The organism is Aliidongia dinghuensis (assembly GCF_014643535.1).
GTDB classification, from domain to species: domain Bacteria; phylum Pseudomonadota; class Alphaproteobacteria; order ATCC43930; family CGMCC-115725; genus Aliidongia; species Aliidongia dinghuensis.
The window spans coordinates 1-21,327 of sequence record NZ_BMJQ01000021.1; the positions used below are offsets into that span (position 1 = coordinate 1).

The following is a 21,327-nucleotide window of genomic DNA, read 5'->3' on the forward strand; positions in this document are numbered from 1 at the left end:
CGCTCAACCGGCACCTGTGGCTGCTCGACACGATCGTGACCGCCGCCCCGCTCTTGGGCTTGCTCGGCACCATCCTCGGCATCATCGACACGTTCACGGCGCTTGCCCAGTCCGGCATCTCCGACCCATCGGGCGTCAGCGCCGGCATCGGCACGGCGCTGTTCGCAACCGCGCTCGGCATCTCGGTCGCGGTCTACGGGCTCGTCTTCCACAATGCCTTCCACGAGCGCGTGCATCGCATCGGCGACGACATCAAGATCCTCTTGATCCGCGCCGGCACGCACGAGGCCTCGGCCGCCCTCGCCGCGGCCTGAGCGCGAACGTCGGCTTCGGGGGAAGGAAGGTCATGTCGAAGCGCATGAGAACCCGCGGCATCGCCGCCGCGCTGCTGCTCGCGGGGCTGATGGCGGCGCCCACAGCCAAGGCCTGGGGCGTCGCGGGCCACGCCGCGATCGCCGACATCGCAGAGGCGCGGCTCGGTTCGGCGGCCCTCACCCAGGTCAACAACCTGCTGGCGCTCGACCTGCACCAGCACCTGGACGAGGTCGCGTCCTGGGCCGACGAGTATCGCGGTCCCCATCCCGAGACCGGCCCCTGGCACTATGTCGACATCCAGATCGGCGACACGACCTATGATCCGGCACGCGACTGCGCCAACGACGACTGCGTGATCGCGCGCACCGACGCCTTCGTCCGCGTGCTGGCCGACCGGTCGCGGCCAGCCGAGGAGCGGCTGCAGGCGCTAAAGTTCGTCGTTCATTTCGTGGGCGACCTGCATCAGCCGCTGCATGCCGGCGAGAACCACGACCAGGGCGGCAACAAGATCCCGGTCGACTACATGGGCCAGACGATCGCCTACGGCAAATACCGGATGAACCTGCACAGCGTCTGGGACACGGCCGTGATCGAGCGGCGGCTCGACGTGCACGAGGGGCCGTCCGCGCATGGGACCGACCTCAGGCGGGCGGCGGCCGGCCTTGCCGAAGCGCTTAGTGCGGAAATCCGGCCGCAAGACGCGCGCCGCTGGGTGAAGGCACCGTTCGCCCCCGCGGCCTGGGCGCTCGATGCGCACGATCTCGCGCGCGACTATGCCTACCGCGGCATCCTCAAGCCGGGCGAACCGTCGCCGACCGATGCAATGATGCTCGGTGCCGACTACGACACCATGGCCTGGGCCATCGTCCAGCTGCAGCTGGAACGCGCTGGCGTACGACTCGCCGCCGTACTGAACCGGGCGCTGAAGTAACGCGCCGACCGGCCTAAAGCTTCGAAATCTCAGGAAATTAGCCGCCCACCCGGGCGGCTTTTTCATTTGCCGGGCGACATGCAGGCGCACTGCGGCCGCCACGCGCCTTGACGGCGCGCTCGACCTCATGATCTTATATCGGAATAAGAACATATGTTCGCATTCCGATCAAATGGAAACTGCGTGGGGGTGGAAGCCGCATGACGGAAAATCCGAAGAACGTCGTCTATTCGGTGGCGAAGGCGTTTTCGGTCCTGCGCGCGTTCGGGCCGGACCTGCCCGAGCTGACCGTGACCGAGGTGGCGGGACGCGCCGAGCTCGATCGCGGCACGGCCTTTCGGCTGGTCCACACGCTGGTCCAGCTGGGCTATCTCGCGGCGGTGCCGCAGAGCCGCCGCTTCCGCCTGACGCTCAAATGCCTCGAACTCGGCTACACGCCGCTCGCGCGTGCCGACCTCAAGATCCTGTCCCGCCCGCTGCTGCGCGAACTCGTGCCGGAGGTGGCGGACGCGGCCTCGCTTGGCATGCTGAACGATTGCGACGTGGTCTATGTCGAACGCGTCCAGGGCGAGGTGTCGCGCAGCGCGCTCGACCGGCGCGTCGGCAGCCGGACCGGCGCCTATGCCACGGCGCTCGGCCACGCCATCCTCGCCCATCTGCCTTATGAGAAGCAGATCGAAGTGCTCGAGCGCAGCGAGCGCGTGAAGCTGTCGGAACACACGCTCGTCGATATCGACCAGCTGACGGCGCGCCTCAGCCAGGTGCGCGAGCAGGGCTACGCGACCTCCGACGGCGAGAACGCCTATGGGCTGCGCACGGTCGCCGCCGCGATCTTCGACATCGACGGCCAGCCGATCGCCGGCATCAGCGCCACGATCCGCACCGAGCGGATGGCGATGGCGCCGTTCGTGGCCGAGGCCGCCCCCCATGTCCGGCGCATCGCCGCTGAACTCACCGAGGCCGTGCGCCTGTCCTTCGGGGCGATCGCGCAATACGGCCGCTGACCCTGAACCGAGCGAGACCAATGTGACCAGCCTCCCAATCAACCAGTTCAAGCACAACCTTGGCCGGCAGCAGCAGATCGGCCTGTTCTCGACGCTCGCAAGCCCGCTCCTGGCCGAGCTGTTCGCCCGCTGCGGCTTCGACTGGATCCTGATCGACACCGAGCATTCGCCGAACGAGCTGCCCGACGTCGTCGACCATCTGCGCGCGATCAGCGCGCTCGGCGTCTCGCCGATCGTCCGGCCCGCCTGGTCCGACATGGTGCTGGTCAAGCGCGTGCTCGACGCCGGCGCCCAGACCCTGTTGTTTCCCTATGTCCAGAACGCGGATGAGGCGAAGCGCGCGGTCTCCTACACCCGCTACCCGCCCTCGGGCGTGCGCGGCGTGTCGGGCAGCTCTCGCGCCGCCGGCTTCGGCCTGATCCCGAACTACCTGACGCGCGTCGAGGCCGAACTCGCCGTCATCGTCCAGATCGAGACGGCCGAAGCCTTGGGCGAGCTCGAGGCGATCGCCGATGTCGACGGCGTCGATGCGGTCTTCATCGGCCCGGCCGACCTCGCGGCCTCGCTGGGCCACCTTGGCGATACCCAGCATCCGGACGTGCAGGCGGCGATCGACGACGGCTTCCGGCGCCTGAAGCGGATCGGCAAGCCCGCGGGCTATCTCACCACGAACGAGGCCGAGGCCGCGCGCCGGATCGCCGACGGCGTCGATTTCGTCGGCATCGGCACGGACACCTCGATCATCACCCGGGCCGCGACCGCGCTCACCGCCAAGATGCGCGCCTGATGCCCCGCCGCCAGTTCCTGCAGGTATGCCATGGCTGATCTCACCACCCCGATCGAACTCCAGCGCCCGCCGGTCGTGAAGTTCGGCCCCGGCACGGCGCCCGAAGTCGGCGCCTTTGCCGCGGCGCACGGCTACCGGCGCACCCTGGTCGTCGCCGACGCGTTCAATGCCGGCCGTACCGCGCTGCTCGGCCTCGGCGGCGAGATCGCCGTGTTCGGCCGCGTCGTGCCCGAGCCGGACACGGAAAATCTCGACGCGGCGCTGGCCGAGGCCGCCCGCTTCGAGCCTGACCTGGTCGTGGGCTTCGGCGGCGGCAGCGCCATGGACCTGGCGAAGCTGGTGGCCGTACTGCACGACGGCCATCAGACCTTGGCCGAGGTGGTGGGGCCGGAACGGGTCGCCGGCCGGCGGGTCGGGCTCCTCCAGGTGCCGACGACCGCCGGCACCGGCAGCGAGGCCGGCACCCGCGCGCTGGTGACCGATCCGAGGACCAGCGCCAAGCTCGCCGTGCAGAGCCGCTTCATGCTGGCGGACCTGGCGGTGGTCGATCCGGACCTGACCCTGACCGTGCCGCCGCAGGTGACGGCCGAGACCGGCATCGACGCGCTTGCCCATTGCGTCGAGGCCTATACCAACCGCAAGGCGCATCCGCTGGTCGATATCCATGCGCTTGAGGGCATCCGGCTGGTCGGCCGTTACCTCAAGCGCGCGGTCGCGAACGGCGCCGACCGCGAGGCGCGCGCCGGCCTGGCGCTGGCTTCGCTCTACGGCGGCTATTGCCTGGGACCGGTCAATACTGCCGCCGGCCATGCGGTGGCTTATCCGCTCGGCACCCGCCACCACATCGCCCATGGCGCCGCCAATGCGGTGATCTTCCCGCATGTGCTCGCGTTCAACGCCCCGGCCGTACCGGAGCGGACGGCGACGATCCTAGAAGCGCTGGGTCTCGCCGCAACGGACGAGCCTGACCAGGTCCTGGCACAGGCCTATGGCTTCTGCATCGACCTCGGCATCGAGATGCGCATGGCGCGGCGCGGCGTGCCCGAGACGGACCTCGCCACGATGGCGGACGAGGCGATCACCATCCGGCGGCTGCTCGACAACAATCCGCGCGATCTCGCGCGCGACGACATTCTGGCGCTCTACCGCGCCGCCTTCTGACCGGGGCGGCGCGCACCACCCATGCCTCGCCCAAGGGCATGGGGCGGAAAAATCAAAGAACGTAGGGAAGGAAGAGGCCTATGAACGCGTTCGACGCGGTCGACACCACGATCATCGTGGCGATGATCGTCGCCTATATCCTCGGCACCGGCTGGCTGACGCTCCGGCTGCGCAGCAAGACCAACGACCAGTTCATGGTCGCCTCGCGCGCCATGCCGGCGGCCGTGGTCGGCGTGCTGCTGATGTCGGAATTCATCGGTGCCAAATCGACCGTCGGCACGGCGCAGGAGGCGTTCAACACCGGCTTCGCCGCTTCCTGGTCGGTCGCCGCCGCCTCGATCGGCTTCCTGCTGTTCGGCCTGTTCTTCGTCCGCAAGGTCTATGGCTCGGGCGAATACACGATCTCGGCCGCGATCGCGCAGAAATACGGCAAGTCGACCATGCTGACCGTGTCGCTGGTCATGATCTACGCGCTGTTCCTGGTCAATGTCGGCAATTACATCAGCGGGGCCGCGGCGCTCGCGACCGTGCTCAAGGTGAACATGCCGGTCGCCATGGCCATCATCGGCATCGTCAGCACGTTCTATTTCACCTTCGGCGGCTTGAAGGGCATCGCCTATGTGACGGTGCTGCACAGCGTGATCAAGCTTGTCGGCATCGCGCTCATCGTCGGCGTGGCGCTCACGATGACCCATGGCATCCAGCCGATGGTGACGGCACTCCCCGCGCATTACTTCAGCTGGGACGGCAAGATCGGCGCCGCGACGATCATCGCCTGGATCATCGGCACGGTCGGCGCCATCTTCTCGACCCAGTTCATCATCCAGGCGATCTCGTCCAACCGCAACGCGACCGACGCGCGCCGCTCCTGCTTCATCGCGGCCGGGCTCTGCCTGCCGGTCGGCCTGGCCCTGGGCCTGATCGGCGTCGCGGCCAAGTTCCTGTTCCCGGCGCAGAACAGCCTCTATGCGCTGCCGATCTTCCTGCAGCACATGAACCCGTTCTGGGCCGGCCTCGTCGCGACCTCGCTCGTCGCCTCGGTGTTCGTCAGCGTCAGCACGGTGGCGCTCGCCATCGCCTCGCTCATCATCCGCGACTTCTACGTGCCCTACGGCCGGCCGACGCCGGAGCGGCAGCTGCAGGTGACGCGCCTGCTCTCGGTCGTGATCGGGCTTTTGCCGCTCGTCTTCGTCTTCTTCCTGCCGGAGATCCTGAAGCTGTCGTTCTTCACCCGGGCGATCCGGCTCTCGATCTCGATCGTGGCGCTGGTGGGATTCTACCTGCCGCTGTTCAAGACCGACCGGGGCGCCACGCTCGGCCTCATCGCGTCCGCCGTCGCGACGACGCTCTGGTACGCCTGGAACAATCCCTATGGCATCGACAACATGTATGTGGCGATCGTGACGCCCATCGCCGTGATCGCGATCGAGCGCGGCATCTCGGCGCTGCTGCCGGGGCGCGCCGGATCGAGCCTCGCCGTGCCGCACGGAGAACGCCGATGAGCGCCGTCGCCGCCCGCCCCGCCCTGCGGCTCGACGGCATCATCCGGCCGGCGGCTGGCGATCCGGTCCGGACCGACGCGTTCCTGCCGTCGCCTGCCGTGCAGAATCACGCGGCCAACCTGATGGTGCTCGGCAACGGCGATCTCGCCTGCGTCTGGTTCGGCGGCACGCAGGAAGGCATTCCCGATATCTCGATCTATTTCTCGCGCCTCGCCGCCGGAGCCGATACCTGGTCCCCGGCCGAGCGGCTGTCGGACGACCCGACCCGGTCGGAGCAGAACCCGGTGCTGTTCCTGGCCCCCGACGGCCGGCTGTGGCTGCTCTATACCTCGCAGCGCTCCGGCAACCAGGACACCTCGATCGTCAAGTTCCGCATCTCCGACGACCATGGGCGGAGCTGGGGGCCGGTCGGCACGCTGATCGACGAGCCCGGCACGTTCATCCGCCAGCCGATCACGGTGCTCGAAAACGGCGACTGGCTCCTGCCGGTGTTCCTGTGCCGCACGCGACCGGGCGAGAAATGGGTCGGCGACGACGACGTGAGCGCGGTCAAGATCTCGAGCGATCAGGGCCGGACCTGGAGCCACCACGAGGTGCCGGGCAGTCTCGGCGCCGTCCACATGAACATCGTGCCGCTCGGCGACGGCACGCTCTTGGCGCTCTATCGCAGCCGCTGGGCGGATCGGATCCACCTGAGCCGGTCGTCCGACGGCGGCCGCAGCTGGAGCGCGCCCGAGCCGACGGAGCTCCCCAACAACAATTCCTCGATCCAGGTGACCCGGCTCGCCAACGGTCATCTGGCGCTGGCCTACAACCACATGTGCGCCGAATGGGCGCCGGAACGGCGGCAGTCGCTCTATGACGAGATCGAGGACGACGAGCCCACCGCCGCAGCGCCCGCCTCGGCAGCACCGCGTCCGGCCGGCCGCACCGCGTTCTGGGGGGCACCCCGCGCGCCGATGACGGTGGCGCTCTCGGAGGACGGCGGCCGGACCTGGCCGATCCGCCGCGACATCGAGCTCGGCGACGGCTATTGCATGACCAACAATTCGCGTGATGGGCTCAACCGCGAGCTCTCCTACCCGTCGATCCGCGAGGGCGCCGATGGCGCATTGCACGTCGCCTTCACCTATCACCGCCAGGCGATCAAGCACGTGCGCATCGACGAGGCCTGGATTCGGGCGGGCGGGCCCGCGTCAGATTAGCGGCCGAACGAGCCGAACTTGTTCTTCGAGATCGAGGTCGCCGCGACCTGGACATGCTGGGCGAGTTCGGCCGAGGCCCGCTCCAGCGTCCAGCGCGTGGTCGGCACGGAGATATTGATCGCGGCCACGGCGCGGCCGTGCTCGTCCGTGATTGCGGCCGCGACCGAGACGTCGCCCATGACCGTCTCGTTCGCAACCGCGGCGTAGCCGGTCTGCGCTGCCGTCTCGACCCGCTTCATGAGCGTGGCCGGATCGAGCTGGGTGAACGGCGTGATCGCCTCGAGCCGCGTCTGCCGGAGCAAGCCCTCGCGCTCCTCGACCGACAGGCGCGACAGGATCGCCGTGCCGGATGCGGTGAAGAAGGCCGGCAAGCGGCTGCCGACGACGATGTCGACGTTGAAGAGATGCTGGCCCGGGAAGCGGGCGACGAACACGATCTCCGGTCCGTCGAGCTCATGCAGGTTCGTCGTCTCGCCGAGCGACCGGCTGATCTCGAGCAGGTAGGGCGAGGCCTTCTCGATCAGCTCGTTCGCCCGGATGTAGCTGTAGGAGAAGTTGAGCACCTTGGAGGTCAGCGCATAGGTCAGCGTGCCGGCGACGCGGCGGACGTAGCCGAGCTCGACCAGGGTGTGGACGATGCGCTGCGTCGCACTGCGGTCGAGCTCGGCCGCGCGCGCGATGTCGGCCAAGGTCATGGCACGCTGCGGCCCCTCGAACACGTGGAGCACCTGGAAGGTCTTCGCGGTCGACCCGATGAACAGCGACGATCGCTCGCGCCCCTTGCTCTTGTCCGGCGCTTTCGCGACCTCGTGCGCTTTCTCGTGCGGATCCATCAAACCCCTCGGTCGGCGTTCCCCGCCGCTCATAAGCCCCTCTTTCAGCAGAATTATTCCGAAATCGCCAGCTGCCGCTTGAGCTCGGCGCGCAATTCCTCGACGAGCGACGGCGCCGGCGGCACGAGCGGGGCCAGCAACCGCGGCGCGTCGACGCCAACCAGATCCATGACCGCCTTCATCGGGCCGGGATTGGTCTCGGCAAACGCCATGTTCATGAGCGGGATGAGGCGGCGATGGGCGGCGAGCGCCTCCTGGGTTCGGCCGGCGGCAGCCAGGTCGAAGATCTGGCGCCAGGCCTTGGGCAGCAGGTTGGCGGTCACCACGATGCCACCCTTGGCGCCCGCCGCCACATGCAGCGGAAACAGGCTGTCCTCGCCGCTCAACACCGTGAAGCGCTCGTCGACACCCGCGACCACCTGCAGGAAATGGTACATGTCGGTGTTGCAAGCCTTCATGCCGATGATGTTCTCGTGCCGCGACAGCTCATGCAGCACGGCGGGCGAGACTGCGATGCGCGTGCGGTACGGGATCTCGTAGATCAGCACCGGCACCGGCGAGGCGTCGGCGTAGCGCAGGAAATAGTCGCGGACGCCGGCCTGGGTCGGGTTCGTGTAATAGGGCGTGATCACCAGGAGCGCGTCGGCGCCGGCCGCCGCGAACTCCTTGCCCGCCTGAAGCGCATCATGGAAGCCGGTGTCGAGCACGCCGGCCACAACTGGCCCGCGGCCCGCCATCGCCTCAGCGCTGAGCTCGACGGTGCGGATGCGCTCGGCGCGGGCGAGCGCGCCATATTCGCCGGTGCCGCCCAAGGGCACGACACCGTCGATGCCTTGGCGCAGCAGCCAGGCGAAGAGCGCACCCAGTGCCTTGTCGTCGACGGTGTCGTCGGCCCGGACGGGCGTCGGGATGGCGGGCAGGATGCCTTGGAGGCGGTCGGCGGTCAGCATGGAGATCTCTTTCGGCCGTGAATGGGGAAGCTACCGGGTGGCAGCGGCGCGGCGGCGGAGCCGCTCGGCGGTGAAGATGAGGGCGGCGATGAACAGGAAGAGGCAGGTCGAGACCGCCGCGATGGTCGGCGAGACCTGCAGCGTCACCTCGTCCCAGAACTGCTTCGGCAGGGTGGCGGTGAGGCCGCCCGAGGCGAAGAGCGCGATAGTGAGCTCGTCGAATGAGGTCGCGAACGCGAACAGGAACGACGACAGCATGCCGGCGCCGAGGATCGGGAAGGTGACATGGCGCAAGGTCGCAGCCGGCCGGGCGCCGAGGCTCTGGGCGGCGAGGTCGAGGCGCGTGTCGTAATTGCGCAAGACCGCCATCATGGTCATGACGACATAGGGCACCGCCACGACCGTATGAGCGAAGGCAAGGCCGACCGCACTGCCGACGAGCCCGACGCGCGCGAACAGGAAGAAGATGCCGACGGCGAGGATCATGCGCGGCACCACGATCGGCGACAGCACGAATGCCAAGATCAGCCCCTTGCCGCGCATCTCGTGGCGCACGAGCAGGAAGGCGACCGGCGTGCCGATCAGCATGGAGAGCACGCCGGTGCCGAGCCCGACGAGCAGCGAGCGCGTCACCGCCTGCATCCAGACTGGCGAGTGGAACACGTCCGTGTACCAATGGAGCGTGAAGCCCTGCGGCGGCCAGACGAGCCCGTTGCTGCCGAACGACAGCGGGATCATCAGGAACGCGGGCACGCTCAAGATGAACAGCACCAGCCCGACGAAGCCGCGGAGCCAGGGCGACGGCTGGCCCGAGGCATCCCGGCGCCGCCGCCTCGGCAAAAGGGCGATCAGCCGGTCGCTCGCCCGCCCGAGCAGGGTCAGCACCAGGTCACCGGCCGCCCGGCCGACAGCGCTGCCATTCTTGCCGGCCTTACGCGGGCTGCCCGCACCGGTCATGGTCGAGAGCCCGAGCACCCGGTCGTAGAGCACGAAGACGACGAGCACGACGGCGAGCAGCAGCACCGAGATGGCGCCGGCGAAGCCCCAGTTCAGCGTCTGCTGGATCTGGTCGATGATGAGCTGGGTGATCATCGTCTCGTGCCGGCCGCCGAGCAGCGCCGGCACGATGAAGAAGCCGATAGCGGTGACGAACACCATGATCGCCGCCGCCGCGACACCGGGCAGCGACAGCGGGAAATAGATCTTCCAGAACGCGGTGCCGGGCCGGGCGCCGAGCGTGGACGCGGCCTTGAGCAGGTTGCGGTCGATGTTCTCCATGACCGACAGCAGGGTCAGCACGGCCAAGGGCAGCAGCGCATGGACCATGCCGACCAGCACACTGCCGAAATTGAACAGCAGGCTCGCCGGCCGGTCGATCAGCCCGAGCGCCAGCAGCAGCTTGTTGATGACGCCGTTGCGGCCCAGGAGCACGACCCAGGCGAAGGCACGTACCAGGAAGCTGGTCCAGAACGACAGCAGCACCCAGAACAGGAGCGCCGCCTTGCGCTCCTTGCCGACCATCGAGATCAGATAAGCGACCGGATAGGCGGCCACGACCGCCAAGAACGTCGTCGCGGCCGAGATCTTGAGCGTGATCAGCAGCACGTCGATATAGACCGACGAGGCGAACAGCTGCCGATACTGGGCCAGGCTGAAGGCGCCGTCGCGATAGACGCTCAAGAGCAGCAGCTGGCCGACCGGATAGACCAGCAGGGTCACGAGCAGCAGCACGAGCGGCGCCGCCATCAGCAGGCGGGCCCGCGTGGTCTTGCGCCGGGCCGCCCGTGCCGGCAGCGAGAGCGTGCTCATGCCAGGCTCGCGCCGTCGGCGATGACGACCGCGTCGCCGGCTGCCCAGTCGAGCGCCAGTACCTGGCCGATCGCGTAGCGCGCCGCCCCCGGCCGAGTCGGGTAGGCGGCGACGAGCGGCGGCATGCCGTCGATGAGCGGCGCCATGTAGAGCTTGGTCAGGCTACCGCTCACCATCACGTCGGTGAGGCGCCCGGTCAGGCTCTGCGTCTCGGCGGTGGCGGGGCCGACCGAGACGTTCTGCGGCCGCACCATGACCTTGACGGCGCGGCCGGCGACAGCGGCATCGCCCTCGCCCACCGCGCGCACGGTCGGGCCGGCGCCGGCCAGCGCCACATCGAGGCCGCCGGGCGAGGCGCTCATGACCCGGCCGGGCAGCAGGTTCGATTCACCGAGAAAGTCGGCGACGAACAGCGAGCTCGGCCGGAAATAGAGATCATCGGGCGTGCCCAGCTGCTCGATCCGGCCGCCGTTCATCAGGCAGATCCGGTCCGACATGGTCATCGCCTCTTCCTGGTCGTGCGTGACATAGACGATGGTCGTGCCGAGCTCGCGATGGATGCGCTTGATCTCGAGCTGCATCTGGTCGCGCAGCTTCTTGTCGAGCGCGCCCAGGGGCTCGTCCATCAGGATGATCGACGGCTGGTAGACGAAGCAGCGGGCGAGCGCGATGCGCTGCTGCTGCCCACCCGAGAGCTCGCGCGGGAAGCGCTTCGCCACATGGGGCAGCCGCACCAGTTCGAGCGCATCCACCGCGCGCTTGCGCGCCGTGGCGCCGTCGACGTTCCGCATCTTCAAGGGGAACGCGATGTTCTCCTCGATCGTCATGTGCGGGAACAGCGCATAGTTCTGGAACACCATGCCGATGTCGCGCTCGTAGGGCGCGCTGTAGGTGATGTCCTCGTCGCCCAGCAGGATCCGGCCCTCGTCGGGCTGGGTGAGCCCCGCGATCAGGCTGAGCAGCGTCGTCTTGCCCGAGCCCGACGGCCCCAGCAGCGTCAGGAACTCGCCGGCCGGCACTTCGAGCTCGGTCGGCGCCAGCGCCACGAAATCGCCGTAGCGCTTCACTAGGCCGGATATGCGCAGGGTAGCAGAGGGCATGGGCGGACTCGGGAGAACGGCGAAGGCAGGCCGGTTGCGGCGCGCCTTCGCGGGTTGACGAGGGGCCGTTACTTCAGGATCCAGCCGTTGTAGCGCTCGATCACCGCCTGCTGGTTGTCGAGCCAGAACTTGGCGTCGATCTTGAGCCCGCTCTTGATGTTGTCCGGATATGAGGGGCAGTTCTTCGCGATCTCGGGCTTCACGTAGTTGAACGCCTCGGGCTGGGTCATGCCGGCCGGGAAATATTCCGTGAGGGCCGCCTGGCGCTTCGGGTCGGACGCGAACTTGATGAACTCGCGGCAGGCGTCGGCATTAGGCGTGCCGGCGAGGATCGACCAATTGTCGCCGCCCCAGACGCCCTGGTTCCACACGATCTCGACCGGCGCGCCTGCCGCCTGGGCCGATTGCGCGCGCGACACCCAGGTCGCGACCATGTCGACCTCGCCCGAGGTCAGGAACTGCTCGACCTGGGCGCCGCTCGTCCACCACACGTCGACGTCCGGCTTCACCTTGTCGAGCTTCGCGAACGCCCGGTCGACATCGCACGGATAGACGCTCGCGGTCGGCACGCCGTCGGCCATCAGCGCCTCCTCGATCGTGTCGAACGGGTGCTTGCGCAGGCTGCGCCGGCCGGGACACGCCTTGGCGTCATAGAGATCGGCCCAGGATTGCGGCGCCTTCTTGCCCTTGAACGCGTCCGTACGATAGGCCAGCACCGTCGAATAGACGTTCGTGCCGACGCCGTACGGGTTCATATATTGCTGCGGGATCTTGGCGATGGTCGGGTCGGCCTCGAGCCCGTGCTTTTCCAGATAGATCTTGCCGCCGCTGGTCAGGATGGCGATGGCCGGCCAGCTGATCTTGGCCATGTCCCAGGTATAGGCGCCGCTGTCGACCATGCTCTTGATCTGCGCGGTGGGCTCGGCGTTCGCCTGCACGCCCACGACCTCGATGCCGGTCGCCTCCGTGAACGGGCGATAGAACACGGCGCCATAGGCCTTGGTATAGATGCCGCCGTCGTCGCGCACGACGATGCGCTTGCCCTGCGCCCGCGCCGGGCTCCAGATCGCCGGCATGGCAAGCGCGCCCGCAGCACCGACGAGGACGCTTCGACGGGTGAGGCCGGGGCGGGTGAGGCCGGTCTTCGAAAGATCACTCATGTCGTTCCCCTCTTTGGCTGCGGTGGTGGTGGTCGGCATCAGGCCGTGGGATCGGGCGGCAGCAGCCGGCCGGGATTGAACAGGCCGGCAGGATCGAAAGCTCGCTTCACGGCCTGCATGAGCATGAGCTCGACCGGCGGCTTGTAGCGCGCCATCTCGCCGACCAGCGTCTGACCGACGCCGTGTTCGGCGCTGAAGGTGCCGCCGAACCGGGCGGCCGTATCGTTGACCGCTTGGCGGATGCGCCGCGCCATCTGGTCCCGCTCGGCGAGGCCGTTCCAGGCCGGGAACGAGAAGAACGGAATGAAATGCACGTTGCCGTCGCCCATGTGGGCGACGATGACGACCGGCAGGTCCGGCACGATCGCGTGCACGGCGGCGGTCGCAGCCTCGATGAAAGCCGGGACCGCGGAAACCGGGACGGCCGTGTCGGACGTCAAGCCCACGCCGCCCTTCTTGTTCGCCTCTGACACGCTGTGACGGAATTCCCAGAAGGCGGCGCGCTGTGCGCCGCTTGCGGCCACGACCGCGTCGATCACCAGGCCGGCCTCAAGCGCCGAGGCGAGTGCCGCCTCGAGCCGTGCCTCGAGTTCCGCCGCGTCGCCTGAATCCGACAGCTCGACCAGCACATGCCAGGCGGCCGGATCGGCGACCGGACAGCGCCGGCCCGGCACATGCTCCAGCACCAGGCGGATCTGGTTCTCGTCCAGCAGCTCGAAGGCGGAAAGCCGCGGACCGCAGGTCGCCTGCATGATGCCCAAAAGATCGAGCGCCGCCTCAGGGTTCCTGACCGAGAGCCAGGCCATCGCTTGCGCCGTCGGCAGCGGATGCAGCTTGAGCACGGCGCCGGTCACGATGCCGAGCGTGCCTTCCGAGCCGATGAACAGGTGCTTCAGGTCGTAGCCGGTGTTGTTCTTGCGCAGCGCGGTGAGCCCGTCCCAGATCGTGCCGTCCGGCAGCACGACCTCGAGGCCCAGCACATTGTCCCGCGTATTGCCGTAGCGCAGCACGCCCGTGCCGCCGGCATTGGTCGCGATATTGCCGCCGATCTGGCACGAGCCTTCGGCGCCGAGGCTGACCGGATAGAGCCGCCCCGCCTCGACCGCCGCCTGCTGCACCGCGGCCAGCACGCAGCCGGCATCGACCGTGATCGTGTTGTTCCTGGGATCGATCCCGCGGATGCGGCGCAGGCGCTGCAGTGCCACCACGACCGGCGGAACACCGTCCGCGGCCGGCACAGCGCCGCCGCTCAAGCTCGTGTTGCCGCCCTGCGCCAGGATCGGCACGCCGTGGCGCGTGCAGGCGCGCACGACCAGCGACACCTCTTCGGTCGTGGACGGCAGCACCACCGCCGTGAGCGGCCCGCGATAGCGGCCGCGCCAATCTTCGACATAGGCCGCGACATCCGAGGGACCTGTCAGCACGGCGCCGGCCCCAAGCGCTTGGCTCAGCTCATCGATCAGCTGCGGCATCGAGATCATCGCCCTTGCTATTAATTACAATGCGATTACTTCGATTATAATAAGATAAAAGAAGGCGCCTATCAAGCCGATCGTTTCACGAAACGGCAAAGATAGACGACCCTCTTCCCCGTCATCCCCGCGAGAGGCGGGGATGACGGAGATGGAACTAAGCCACCCGCCGCACGATGCGCCCGCGGGTTTCCTCGGGCCGCGCGATGCCGAGGAAGGTCATCGCCAGGTCGATCTCGGTCCTGAGCATGGCGAGCAGGCCGTCGGCGCCGGCCTCGCCGCCGGCGGCGAGGCCCCAGAGCGGCGCGCGGCCGAGCATCACCGCCTTCGCTCCGAGCGCCACGTATTTGAGCACGTCCGAGCCGCGCCGGGCGCCGCTGTCGGCCAGCACCTCGATCCGGTTGCCGACCGCCTCGGCGATCGCCGGCAGCACGTCCGCGGACGGTGGAGCGACATCGAGATTGCGCCCGCCGTGCGCCGAGACGACGACGCCGTCGAGGCCGACATCCGCCGCCCGGATGGCATCCGCCACCGCCAGCACGCCCTTCAGCAGGATCTGGCCCGGCCAGCGCCGGCGCAACTCGCTGAGGTCGTCCCAGTTCAGGAGATTTTCGAGCGCGACGGCCCGGTGGATCTGCGCCCGCGTCACGGAGTTGCGGAACTCCGCCGGGTAGTGGCCGTAGCTCGGCATGCCCGTGGTCGCGAGGTAGCGCAGCAGCACGCTCGCGAACCAGCGCGGATGCTCAAGCACGTCGAGCACCGCCCGCGTCGAATAGCTGAACGGCACGCCGAAGCCGTTGCGCTTGTTGTACTCGCGGTTCGGGCCGACCGGCGTATCTGCGGTGACGACCAGGGTCGTGACGCCGCAAGCGCGCACCCGGTCGAGCAGCCGGTAGCTGAGCTCCCGGTCCTTCCACAGATAGAGTTGGAACCAGACCGTGGCGTCGGGAGCGCCGGCGCGCACCTCCTCGATGGTGGTCACCGACTGGGTCGAAATGCAGAACGGGATGCGCTGCCGGGCCGCGGCGCGGGCGAGCTTGACCTCGCCGTCATGGGCGACGAGCCCGGCAAGCGCGGTCGGCGCGATCACCATCGGCAGGCCGATCGACTGCCCGAGCACCGTGGTCGCGAGTTCGCGCGCCGGATGGCCCGCCAGCACCGACGGCGTCAGATAAAGGTCGTCGAGCGCCCGGCGCAGATTGGCGAGCGCCAGCTCGTCCTCCGTGCCGCGGTCGATGTACTCGAACAGGCCGCGCGGCAGGAAGCGCCGGGCGGCCTCGCGATAGTCGGCGGTGTTGAGCAGCCGCGCCATGGGCAAGTCCTGTTCAGGTTCCGCCGAGGAGCAGGCGCCGGGGTGCCGTGGTCAGCCGCCGGCCGCCGGCGGGCTCGACGACGACCGTCTCGCTGATGCCGATGCCGCCGGCCGAGGCATACATATGGAACACCATGCCGGCCTCGAGCCGCCAGTCGGCGTTCGGCCGGAAGGCGTAGGAGAAGTCGCTGGTGCGCGGCGTGCGGGCGTAGAGGCCGAGCGTATAGCCCGTGACATTGTCGTAGCGTGCCCGCAGCCCCTCGGCGAGCACGGCCTCGCGCAGCAGCGCATCGACCTCGGCAGCCGCAGTACCCGGCTTCATGGCGGCGATCTGCCGGTCCTGCAGCTGGATCAGCCGCTCCGCGATCCGGCCGACGCCGCGCCGGTCGGCGCCGACAAGGATCGGCCGCATCAGCCGGGCGCCGTAATTCGCGACCTTGGGAATAAGCTCGACATGGAGCACGTCGCCCTCGCCAAGCGCCTCGGTGCCGAGGGCGCCATGCAGGAACTCGTTGTCGCCGGCGCCCCGCACGATCGGCCCGACGTCGCCGATATCGGCGCCGAGCCGCAGGAATTCGGCGGCGGCGACGGCCGAGGCCTCGCGCGGCGTGATGCCGGGCCGGGCCTGGCACCGCACCGCCTCCATGGCGCTGTCCGCAATCGCCGCGGCTTGAGCGAGCACGGCCAGCTCGGCCGGCGACTTGACCCGGCGCAGCCGGTCGCTCAAGCCCGAGAGATCGACGAAGCGCGCCGCCGGCAGCAACGCCTGCAGCCGATCGCGCGTATGGGCCGAGAAGCCGTAGGAGTTGAAGTCGGCGCCGATCCGCGCGCGGGCCAGCCCGCGCGCCGCGATCGTCTCCGCGATCACGCCATGCGGGTCGGCCGTGTCGACGAATCCCACGATGTCGCGGAGCCAGGTCTTGCGCCGGCACGGATCCTCGTCGAGCGCGCGCAGCACGAACCAGGGCTCGCCCTCGAGCGGCAGCAGGGCGGCCCGGTACATGGTCTCCGACACGGTATAGCCGGTGAGCCAGGCGAGGAGCTCGCCATGGTCGACGAGCAGCAGGTCGGCGCCGGCCGCCGCCATGGCGGCGCGCGCCTCGACGACCCGGCGCGCGAACTCCTCCGCGCCGAACATCAGGCGATTTCGCAGATGTCGAGGATCGCCAGCATGTAGATGCGGATCATGTCGAGATAGTCGGGGATGTCGACCCGCTCGTCTGGCATGGTGTTGTAGCGGCCGCCCGGGCCGCACACGATGCCCTCCATGCCGAGCTCCTTGTAGAAATGGCCGGCGTCGGTGCCGAAGTAGCAGCAGGGGGCGATGGCGCCGGTCGGCTGGGCCTGCCCGCGGACCTTCTGGTAGGCCGCGTTGACGGTACGGACGATGCGGGCGTCCTTCGCGACCTCGAACGCCGGCATCAGCGGCCGGCCGTCGACATGCTCGGCCTTGACCGTCGCCTTCAGGCCCGGGAAGCGGGCCTCGAGCTGGTCCAGCGCCTGACGCAGATCGGCGATGGCCTCAGCCTCGGTCTGGCCCGGCGCATAGCGGCCCGAGCCCTTGAGGCGTACGAAGTCAGCGACCTGCGGCGGCCGCCATTCATGGAGATCCTTACCCAAGGCCCCATGCATGACGCCGACATGGACGCGGTTGATCGAGCGGTGCTCGTCGGTCGGCGCACCGCTGAACACCATGCCGTTGAGCCGTGGGATCAGGTCGCACGCGGCAAGGATGGCGTCGACCGCCTGCTCGCGCTTCGAGAGATGGCGGGTGATGCCGGTCAGCTCGATGATGAAGGTGAAGGCCGCCGCATGCATGGTCAGCGCCTGCAGGTCGGTCGGCTCGCTGTTGATGAAATAGTCGGCGCGCACGCCCTGGCGGATCGCAGCCAGCGTGCCGACGCCGCCCTGCAGCTCGCCCACCACATAGGTCAGCACCACGTCGCCCTTGAGCTTCACCCCGGCGTCGATCAGCGTCTTTACCGCGCAGAAATAGGCGGCGTCGCCGGCCTTCATGTTCGAGACGCCGATGCCGTAGATGAACTTGTCGTCGATGACGCCACCCCACGGATCGACGGTCCAGCCCTCCGTCACCGGGTTCGTGTCGAGATGGCCGTTGAACAGCAGGCTCTTGCCGCCGCCGGCGCCGCGCAACCGGCCGATGGCGTTGACGCGCTGGCCCTCGACCGGCGTGGTATCGGCCTCGAGCCCGAGCGTCCGCATCTGCTCGACCATGTAACGGGCGAGCGTGCGCTCGCCCTCGGTCTCGGAATAGCTCTTGTGGCGCACCATCTCAGCCAAGAAATCGAGCGCAGCCCGCTCGTCGAGCCGCGCCAGCAGCGCGTCGCGATCCATCGTCACTTGTCAGATCCTCCCGGAAACAGGTTCGGCCGCCTGGCCGACCGGTGTGGGCACCGCGGCCATGAGCGCGCGGGTGTAGGCGTGGCGCGGCCCGGCCTGGAGCGTCGCCATGTCGAGGAGCTCGACCAGGTCGCCGCGGTACATGACTGCAATCCGGTGCGCGATCTGGCGCACCAGGTTGAGGTCGTGGGTGATGAAGAGATAGGCCGTGCCGTGGCGGCGCTGCAGGTCGATCAAGAGCTCGATGACCGAGGCCTGGACCGACACGTCGAGCGCCGAGGTGATCTCGTCGCAGATGACGAGCCGCGGGTTGGAGGCAAACGCGCGGGCGATCGCGACGCGCTGCTTCTGCCCGCCCGAGAGCTCGTGCGGATAGCGCCCCGCGAAGTCGGCCGGCAGGCGGACCTGTTCCAGCAAGCGGCCGACCGCCGCCGCCCGGTCGCCCCCGTCGCCGCCGTAGAGCGCCAGCGGCCGCGACAGGATCTCGCCCACGCGCTGGCGCGGGTTGAGCGAGGCGTCCGGGTGCTGGAAGATGATCTGCACGTTCCGGCGATAGGCCTTGTCCATGTCGCCCGGCCCGCCGATCCGGCGGCCGTCGAAGCGGATCTCGCCCGTGAACGGATTGAGCCCGGTCAGCGCCTTGGCGAGCGTCGACTTGCCCGAGCCGGACTCGCCGACGATGCCCAGGATCTCGCCGGGATCGATCGACAGGCTGACCGCCCGGTTGCCGACGACCGGCTCGCTCTTGCGGCCGAGGAGCCGCGCGAGGCGCGAGGTCCGGCCATAATGCACGCTGACCGCCCGCGCCTCGACGAGCGGCGTCGCGACCGGCGCCGGGGCGGCACCGGCGAGGCGATGCCGCGGGTCCGGCACGGCCGCAATCAGGCGCCGCGTGTAATCGTCCTTGGGCGCCGTGAAGATCGCTTGCGCCGCGCCCTGCTCGACGATCCGGCCCTGGTGGATGACGGCGACCCGGTGGGCGATCGCCGAGACGAGTGCCAAGTCATGCGAGATATAGAGCGAGGCGACCGCCGTCTCGGCCTGCAGCTCGGCGAAGAGATCGAGGATCTGGCGCGCCGTGATGACGTCCAAGGCCGTCGTCGGCTCGTCGAACAGGATGCAGTCCGGCTGGCAGGCGAACGCCGTCGCGATGACGACGCGCTGCTTCTCGCCGCCCGATGCCTCGTGCGGATAGCGATGCATCATCTCAGGCGGCGTCTTGAGGCCGACGCGCGCCAGCATCGCCTCGCCCTCGCGCCAGGCCTGGCGCCGCGTCAGGCCGCGATGGCGCACCAGCACCTCCGCCAGCTGCTCGCCCAACGGCAGGGTCGGGTTGAGCGAGGTGCCTGGGTCCTGGAACACCATGCCGATGCGCCGGCCGCGGAGCGCCGCGATCTCGGCCGGCGTCTTGGTCGTGAGCTCGTCGCCCGAAAGCCGGATGCTGCCGCCCGCCTCACGCGCGTTCTTGGGCAGGTAGCGCATGATGGCCCAGGCGAGCGAGGTCTTGCCGGAGCCGGACTCGCCGACGAGGCCCAGCGCCTCGCCGCGGCCGATCGCGAGATCGATCGCGTCCAATGCCCTGGCGGACCCTCGCGGCGTCAAATAATCGAGCGAATAGTTCGTGATCTCGAGGACGGGGGACATCAGCGGCGTCCTCAGGTGCGCGGGTTGAGGGCGTCGCGCAGCCCGTCGCCCAACAGATTGAAGCCGATGGCGACGAGTGCGATCGCAACGCTCGGCCACAGGATCATCCAGGGGCTCAAGTGCATGAAATGGCGCGCGTCGGCGACCATCAGGCCCCATTCCGCCGCCGGCGGCTGCGCACCCAGTCCCAGGAAGCTCAAGGTCGCGAACAGCATGACCGCGAAGGCGACGCGCAAGGTCGCCTCGACGATGATCGGCGCCACCACGTTCGGCAGCATCTCGCGCAGCACGATATAGGCGCCGCTCTCGCCGCGCGCGATCGCGGCATGGACGTAATCCTGCTTGCGCACGGTCAAGGCAACGCTGCGCGTGATGCGCGCCATGCCGGGCGCAAACGCGATGCCGATCGCCATGACCGCGTCGAGGCTGCTCTTGCCCAAGAGATTGACGATGAGGAGCGCGAACAGCAGGCTCGGGATCGACATGATTGCGTCGACCGTGCGCATGATCGCCTCGTCCGCCCGGCCGCCGAGGAAGGCCGAGAGCGTGCCGATCACGGCACCCACGACCGAGCCCAGGGCGGTCGCAATGAACGCCATCACGACGGTGGCGCGTGCCCCGATCAAGAGCCGGCTCAGGATGTCCCGGCCATACTGGTCGGTGCCGAGCCAGTGGCCCGGCCCCGGGCCCTTGTAGCGAAAGAGCGGCGCCATCGCGTCGGGATCGTGCGGCGCCATCAGCGGCCCGACAAGGATCAGCACGACCGCGAGTGCCACGATGGCGGCGCCGAGCGCGCCCTGCGGCGTGCGCAGCAGCCGGCGGACGAGCTCAGTCATACTGGATCCTCTTGTCGAGCCAGGCATAGGCGAGGTCGGCCGCAAAATTCACGATCGAGTATGTCGCCGCCATGATGAGCGCGCCGGCCTGGATCGCTGGCAGGTCGCGCGCCTCGATCGCGACGATGAGCTGCCGGCCGATGCCGGGCAGCGCGAAGATCTCCTCGACCACGATCACGCCGCCCAGGAGATAGCCGACATCGAGTGCCACGATCGTGATGGTCGGCAGGAGCGCGTTTCTGAGCCCATGCTTCAGCAGCACGGCGCGCGGCGACAGGCCCTTGAGACGCGCGGCGCGGATATAGTCGGTATGGAGCACGTCGACCAGCTCCGAGCGCACCATGCGCGAGACATGGGCGATGAGGATGACCGAGACGGTCAGCACCGGCAGGATCAGGTGCAGCAGGCTGCGTCCCGGATTCTCGGTCAGCGGCACGTAGCCCGTTGCCGGCAGCCATTGCAGCGCGTCGGCGAAGACAAGGCCAAAGAGGGTCGCGGTCACGAATTCAGGCAGCGAGACGCCGACGTAGGAGAGCAGGCTCACCATGAGATCGGACGGCCGGCCGCGCCGGACCGCGGCCAGCATGCCGAGCGGGATCGCGAGCGACAGCATGAAGGCGATCGCCAGCACCGCCAGCAGCAGCGAGCGGCCGAGCGCCTCGATCATCATCGGCGCCACCGGCTGGCTGGTCCGGAGCGACGTGCCGAAATCCCCCGTGAGCGCGTGCCCCAGCCAATGGCCGTACTGGATCCAGATCGGCGCGTCGAGGCCAAGGCGCGCCCGCACGGCGGCCAGCGCCGCCGGCGTCGCGTTCTCGCCCAAGAGCATGGTCGCGGCGTCGCCCGGCAGCACCTGCGTCACCGCGAAGACGATGAGCGAGACGACGAGCAGGGTATAGACCGTCAGGCCGCAGCGCTTCAGCAGATAGCTCAGCGACATGGCAT

19 protein-coding genes are annotated in these 21,327 nt (G+C 68.8%); 7 read left to right on the forward strand and 12 right to left on the reverse strand.

The features are described 5' to 3' along the window. The 7 genes from IEY58_RS29265 to IEY58_RS29295 all read left to right on the forward strand — a co-directional run. A partial coding sequence (locus IEY58_RS29265; protein ID WP_189051717.1) for a MotA/TolQ/ExbB proton channel family protein occupies positions 1-314 on the forward strand: 314 nt, incomplete at its 5' end. A gap of 32 nt (positions 315-346) precedes the next feature. Next, positions 347-1,246: a S1/P1 nuclease gene (locus IEY58_RS29270; RefSeq protein WP_189051718.1), complete on the forward strand. Its 900-nt coding sequence runs from the start codon at positions 347-349 to the stop codon at positions 1,244-1,246. A 200-nt stretch (positions 1,247-1,446) separates the two neighbouring features. Then, a complete protein-coding gene (locus IEY58_RS29275; RefSeq protein ID WP_189051719.1) occupies positions 1,447-2,250 on the forward strand; it encodes an IclR family transcriptional regulator in 804 nt (267 codons plus the stop codon). Positions 2,251-2,272: 22 nt separating this feature from the next. Continuing rightward, entirely contained in the window at positions 2,273-3,037 is a 765-nt protein-coding gene (locus tag IEY58_RS29280; protein WP_229744040.1) for an HpcH/HpaI aldolase family protein, read from the forward strand. A gap of 30 nt (positions 3,038-3,067) precedes the next feature. Then, complete coding sequence (locus IEY58_RS29285) at positions 3,068-4,198, forward strand: iron-containing alcohol dehydrogenase (protein WP_189051721.1); 1,131 nt, start codon at positions 3,068-3,070, stop codon at positions 4,196-4,198. An 80-nt stretch (positions 4,199-4,278) separates the two neighbouring features. Then, the gene (locus tag IEY58_RS29290; RefSeq protein ID WP_189051722.1) at positions 4,279-5,700 is read left to right on the forward strand and encodes a sodium:solute symporter family protein; all 1,422 of its coding nucleotides are present in this window, start codon (positions 4,279-4,281) and stop codon (positions 5,698-5,700) included. Beyond that, the gene (locus IEY58_RS29295) at positions 5,697-6,905 is read left to right on the forward strand and encodes a sialidase family protein (RefSeq protein ID WP_189051723.1); all 1,209 of its coding nucleotides are present in this window, start codon (positions 5,697-5,699) and stop codon (positions 6,903-6,905) included. The genes IEY58_RS29290 and IEY58_RS29295 overlap by 4 nt, the downstream gene beginning before the upstream one ends. On the opposite strand, the gene IEY58_RS29300 is transcribed toward IEY58_RS29295, so the two are convergent. From IEY58_RS29300 to IEY58_RS29355, 12 genes are all read right to left on the reverse strand, one after another. Further along, a complete protein-coding gene (locus IEY58_RS29300) occupies positions 6,902-7,738 on the reverse strand; it encodes an IclR family transcriptional regulator (RefSeq protein ID WP_189051724.1) in 837 nt (278 codons plus the stop codon). The two genes, IEY58_RS29295 and IEY58_RS29300, sit on opposite strands and share 4 nt — an antisense overlap. Before the next feature lie 53 nt (positions 7,739-7,791). After that, complete coding sequence (gene dapA, locus IEY58_RS29305; protein ID WP_189051725.1) at positions 7,792-8,688, reverse strand: 4-hydroxy-tetrahydrodipicolinate synthase; 897 nt, start codon at positions 8,686-8,688, stop codon at positions 7,792-7,794. A 30-nt stretch (positions 8,689-8,718) separates the two neighbouring features. Beyond that, complete coding sequence (locus IEY58_RS29310) at positions 8,719-10,497, reverse strand: ABC transporter permease subunit (RefSeq protein ID WP_189051726.1); 1,779 nt, start codon at positions 10,495-10,497, stop codon at positions 8,719-8,721. After that, complete coding sequence (locus IEY58_RS29315) at positions 10,494-11,597, reverse strand: ABC transporter ATP-binding protein (protein ID WP_189051727.1); 1,104 nt, start codon at positions 11,595-11,597, stop codon at positions 10,494-10,496. The genes IEY58_RS29310 and IEY58_RS29315 overlap by 4 nt, the downstream gene beginning before the upstream one ends. A 68-nt stretch (positions 11,598-11,665) precedes the next feature. After that, entirely contained in the window at positions 11,666-12,757 is a 1,092-nt protein-coding gene (locus IEY58_RS29320) for an ABC transporter substrate-binding protein (RefSeq protein WP_189051728.1), read from the reverse strand. Between the two features lie 38 nt (positions 12,758-12,795). Beyond that, positions 12,796-14,229 (reverse strand): FAD-binding oxidoreductase, encoded by a 1,434-nt coding sequence (locus IEY58_RS29325; protein WP_229744041.1) that lies wholly within the window; start codon positions 14,227-14,229, stop codon positions 12,796-12,798. A 157-nt stretch (positions 14,230-14,386) separates the two neighbouring features. Then, positions 14,387-15,541: an alpha-hydroxy acid oxidase gene (locus IEY58_RS29330; RefSeq protein ID WP_189051730.1), complete on the reverse strand. Its 1,155-nt coding sequence runs from the start codon at positions 15,539-15,541 to the stop codon at positions 14,387-14,389. Positions 15,542-15,554: 13 nt separating this feature from the next. After that, positions 15,555-16,679: a M24 family metallopeptidase gene (locus tag IEY58_RS29335; RefSeq protein ID WP_189051731.1), complete on the reverse strand. Its 1,125-nt coding sequence runs from the start codon at positions 16,677-16,679 to the stop codon at positions 15,555-15,557. Then, entirely contained in the window at positions 16,679-17,896 is a 1,218-nt protein-coding gene (locus IEY58_RS29340; protein ID WP_189051802.1) for a M20 family metallopeptidase, read from the reverse strand. The genes IEY58_RS29335 and IEY58_RS29340 overlap by 1 nt, the downstream gene beginning before the upstream one ends. A gap of 9 nt (positions 17,897-17,905) precedes the next feature. Then, a complete protein-coding gene (locus IEY58_RS29345) occupies positions 17,906-19,546 on the reverse strand; it encodes a dipeptide ABC transporter ATP-binding protein (RefSeq protein WP_189051732.1) in 1,641 nt (546 codons plus the stop codon). An 11-nt stretch (positions 19,547-19,557) separates the two neighbouring features. After that, positions 19,558-20,382, reverse strand: coding sequence for an ABC transporter permease (locus IEY58_RS29350; RefSeq protein WP_189051733.1), 825 nt, complete (start codon positions 20,380-20,382; stop codon positions 19,558-19,560). Next, on the reverse strand, positions 20,375-21,322 hold the full coding sequence (locus IEY58_RS29355; RefSeq protein WP_189051734.1) for an ABC transporter permease: 948 nt from the start codon (positions 21,320-21,322) through the stop codon (positions 20,375-20,377). The genes IEY58_RS29350 and IEY58_RS29355 overlap by 8 nt, the downstream gene beginning before the upstream one ends. Positions 21,323-21,327: the final 5 nt, after the last annotated feature.

Excerpts from the sequence above, each read along its gene's own strand:
- IEY58_RS29270 (WP_189051718.1), top strand. The coding sequence starts at position 347 with ATGTCGAAGCGCATGAGAACCCGCGGCATCGCCGCCGCGCTGCTGCTC.
- IEY58_RS29275 (WP_189051719.1), top strand. The coding sequence starts at position 1,447 with ATGACGGAAAATCCGAAGAACGTCGTCTATTCGGTGGCGAAGGCGTTT.
- IEY58_RS29285 (WP_189051721.1), top strand. The coding sequence starts at position 3,068 with ATGGCTGATCTCACCACCCCGATCGAACTCCAGCGCCCGCCGGTCGTG.
- IEY58_RS29290 (WP_189051722.1), top strand. The coding sequence starts at position 4,279 with ATGAACGCGTTCGACGCGGTCGACACCACGATCATCGTGGCGATGATC.
- IEY58_RS29295 (WP_189051723.1), top strand. The coding sequence starts at position 5,697 with ATGAGCGCCGTCGCCGCCCGCCCCGCCCTGCGGCTCGACGGCATCATC.
- IEY58_RS29300 (WP_189051724.1), bottom strand. The coding sequence starts at position 7,738 with ATGGATCCGCACGAGAAAGCGCACGAGGTCGCGAAAGCGCCGGACAAG.
- dapA (WP_189051725.1), bottom strand. The coding sequence starts at position 8,688 with ATGCTGACCGCCGACCGCCTCCAAGGCATCCTGCCCGCCATCCCGACG.
- IEY58_RS29310 (WP_189051726.1), bottom strand. The coding sequence starts at position 10,497 with ATGAGCACGCTCTCGCTGCCGGCACGGGCGGCCCGGCGCAAGACCACG.
- IEY58_RS29315 (WP_189051727.1), bottom strand. The coding sequence starts at position 11,597 with ATGCCCTCTGCTACCCTGCGCATATCCGGCCTAGTGAAGCGCTACGGC.
- IEY58_RS29320 (WP_189051728.1), bottom strand. The coding sequence starts at position 12,757 with ATGAGTGATCTTTCGAAGACCGGCCTCACCCGCCCCGGCCTCACCCGT.
- IEY58_RS29325 (WP_229744041.1), bottom strand. The coding sequence starts at position 14,229 with ATGCCGCAGCTGATCGATGAGCTGAGCCAAGCGCTTGGGGCCGGCGCC.
- IEY58_RS29330 (WP_189051730.1), bottom strand. The coding sequence starts at position 15,541 with ATGGCGCGGCTGCTCAACACCGCCGACTATCGCGAGGCCGCCCGGCGC.
- IEY58_RS29335 (WP_189051731.1), bottom strand. The coding sequence starts at position 16,679 with ATGTTCGGCGCGGAGGAGTTCGCGCGCCGGGTCGTCGAGGCGCGCGCC.
- IEY58_RS29340 (WP_189051802.1), bottom strand. The coding sequence starts at position 17,896 with ATGGATCGCGACGCGCTGCTGGCGCGGCTCGACGAGCGGGCTGCGCTC.
- IEY58_RS29345 (WP_189051732.1), bottom strand. The coding sequence starts at position 19,546 with ATGTCCCCCGTCCTCGAGATCACGAACTATTCGCTCGATTATTTGACG.
- IEY58_RS29350 (WP_189051733.1), bottom strand. The coding sequence starts at position 20,382 with ATGACTGAGCTCGTCCGCCGGCTGCTGCGCACGCCGCAGGGCGCGCTC.
- IEY58_RS29355 (WP_189051734.1), bottom strand. The coding sequence starts at position 21,322 with ATGTCGCTGAGCTATCTGCTGAAGCGCTGCGGCCTGACGGTCTATACC.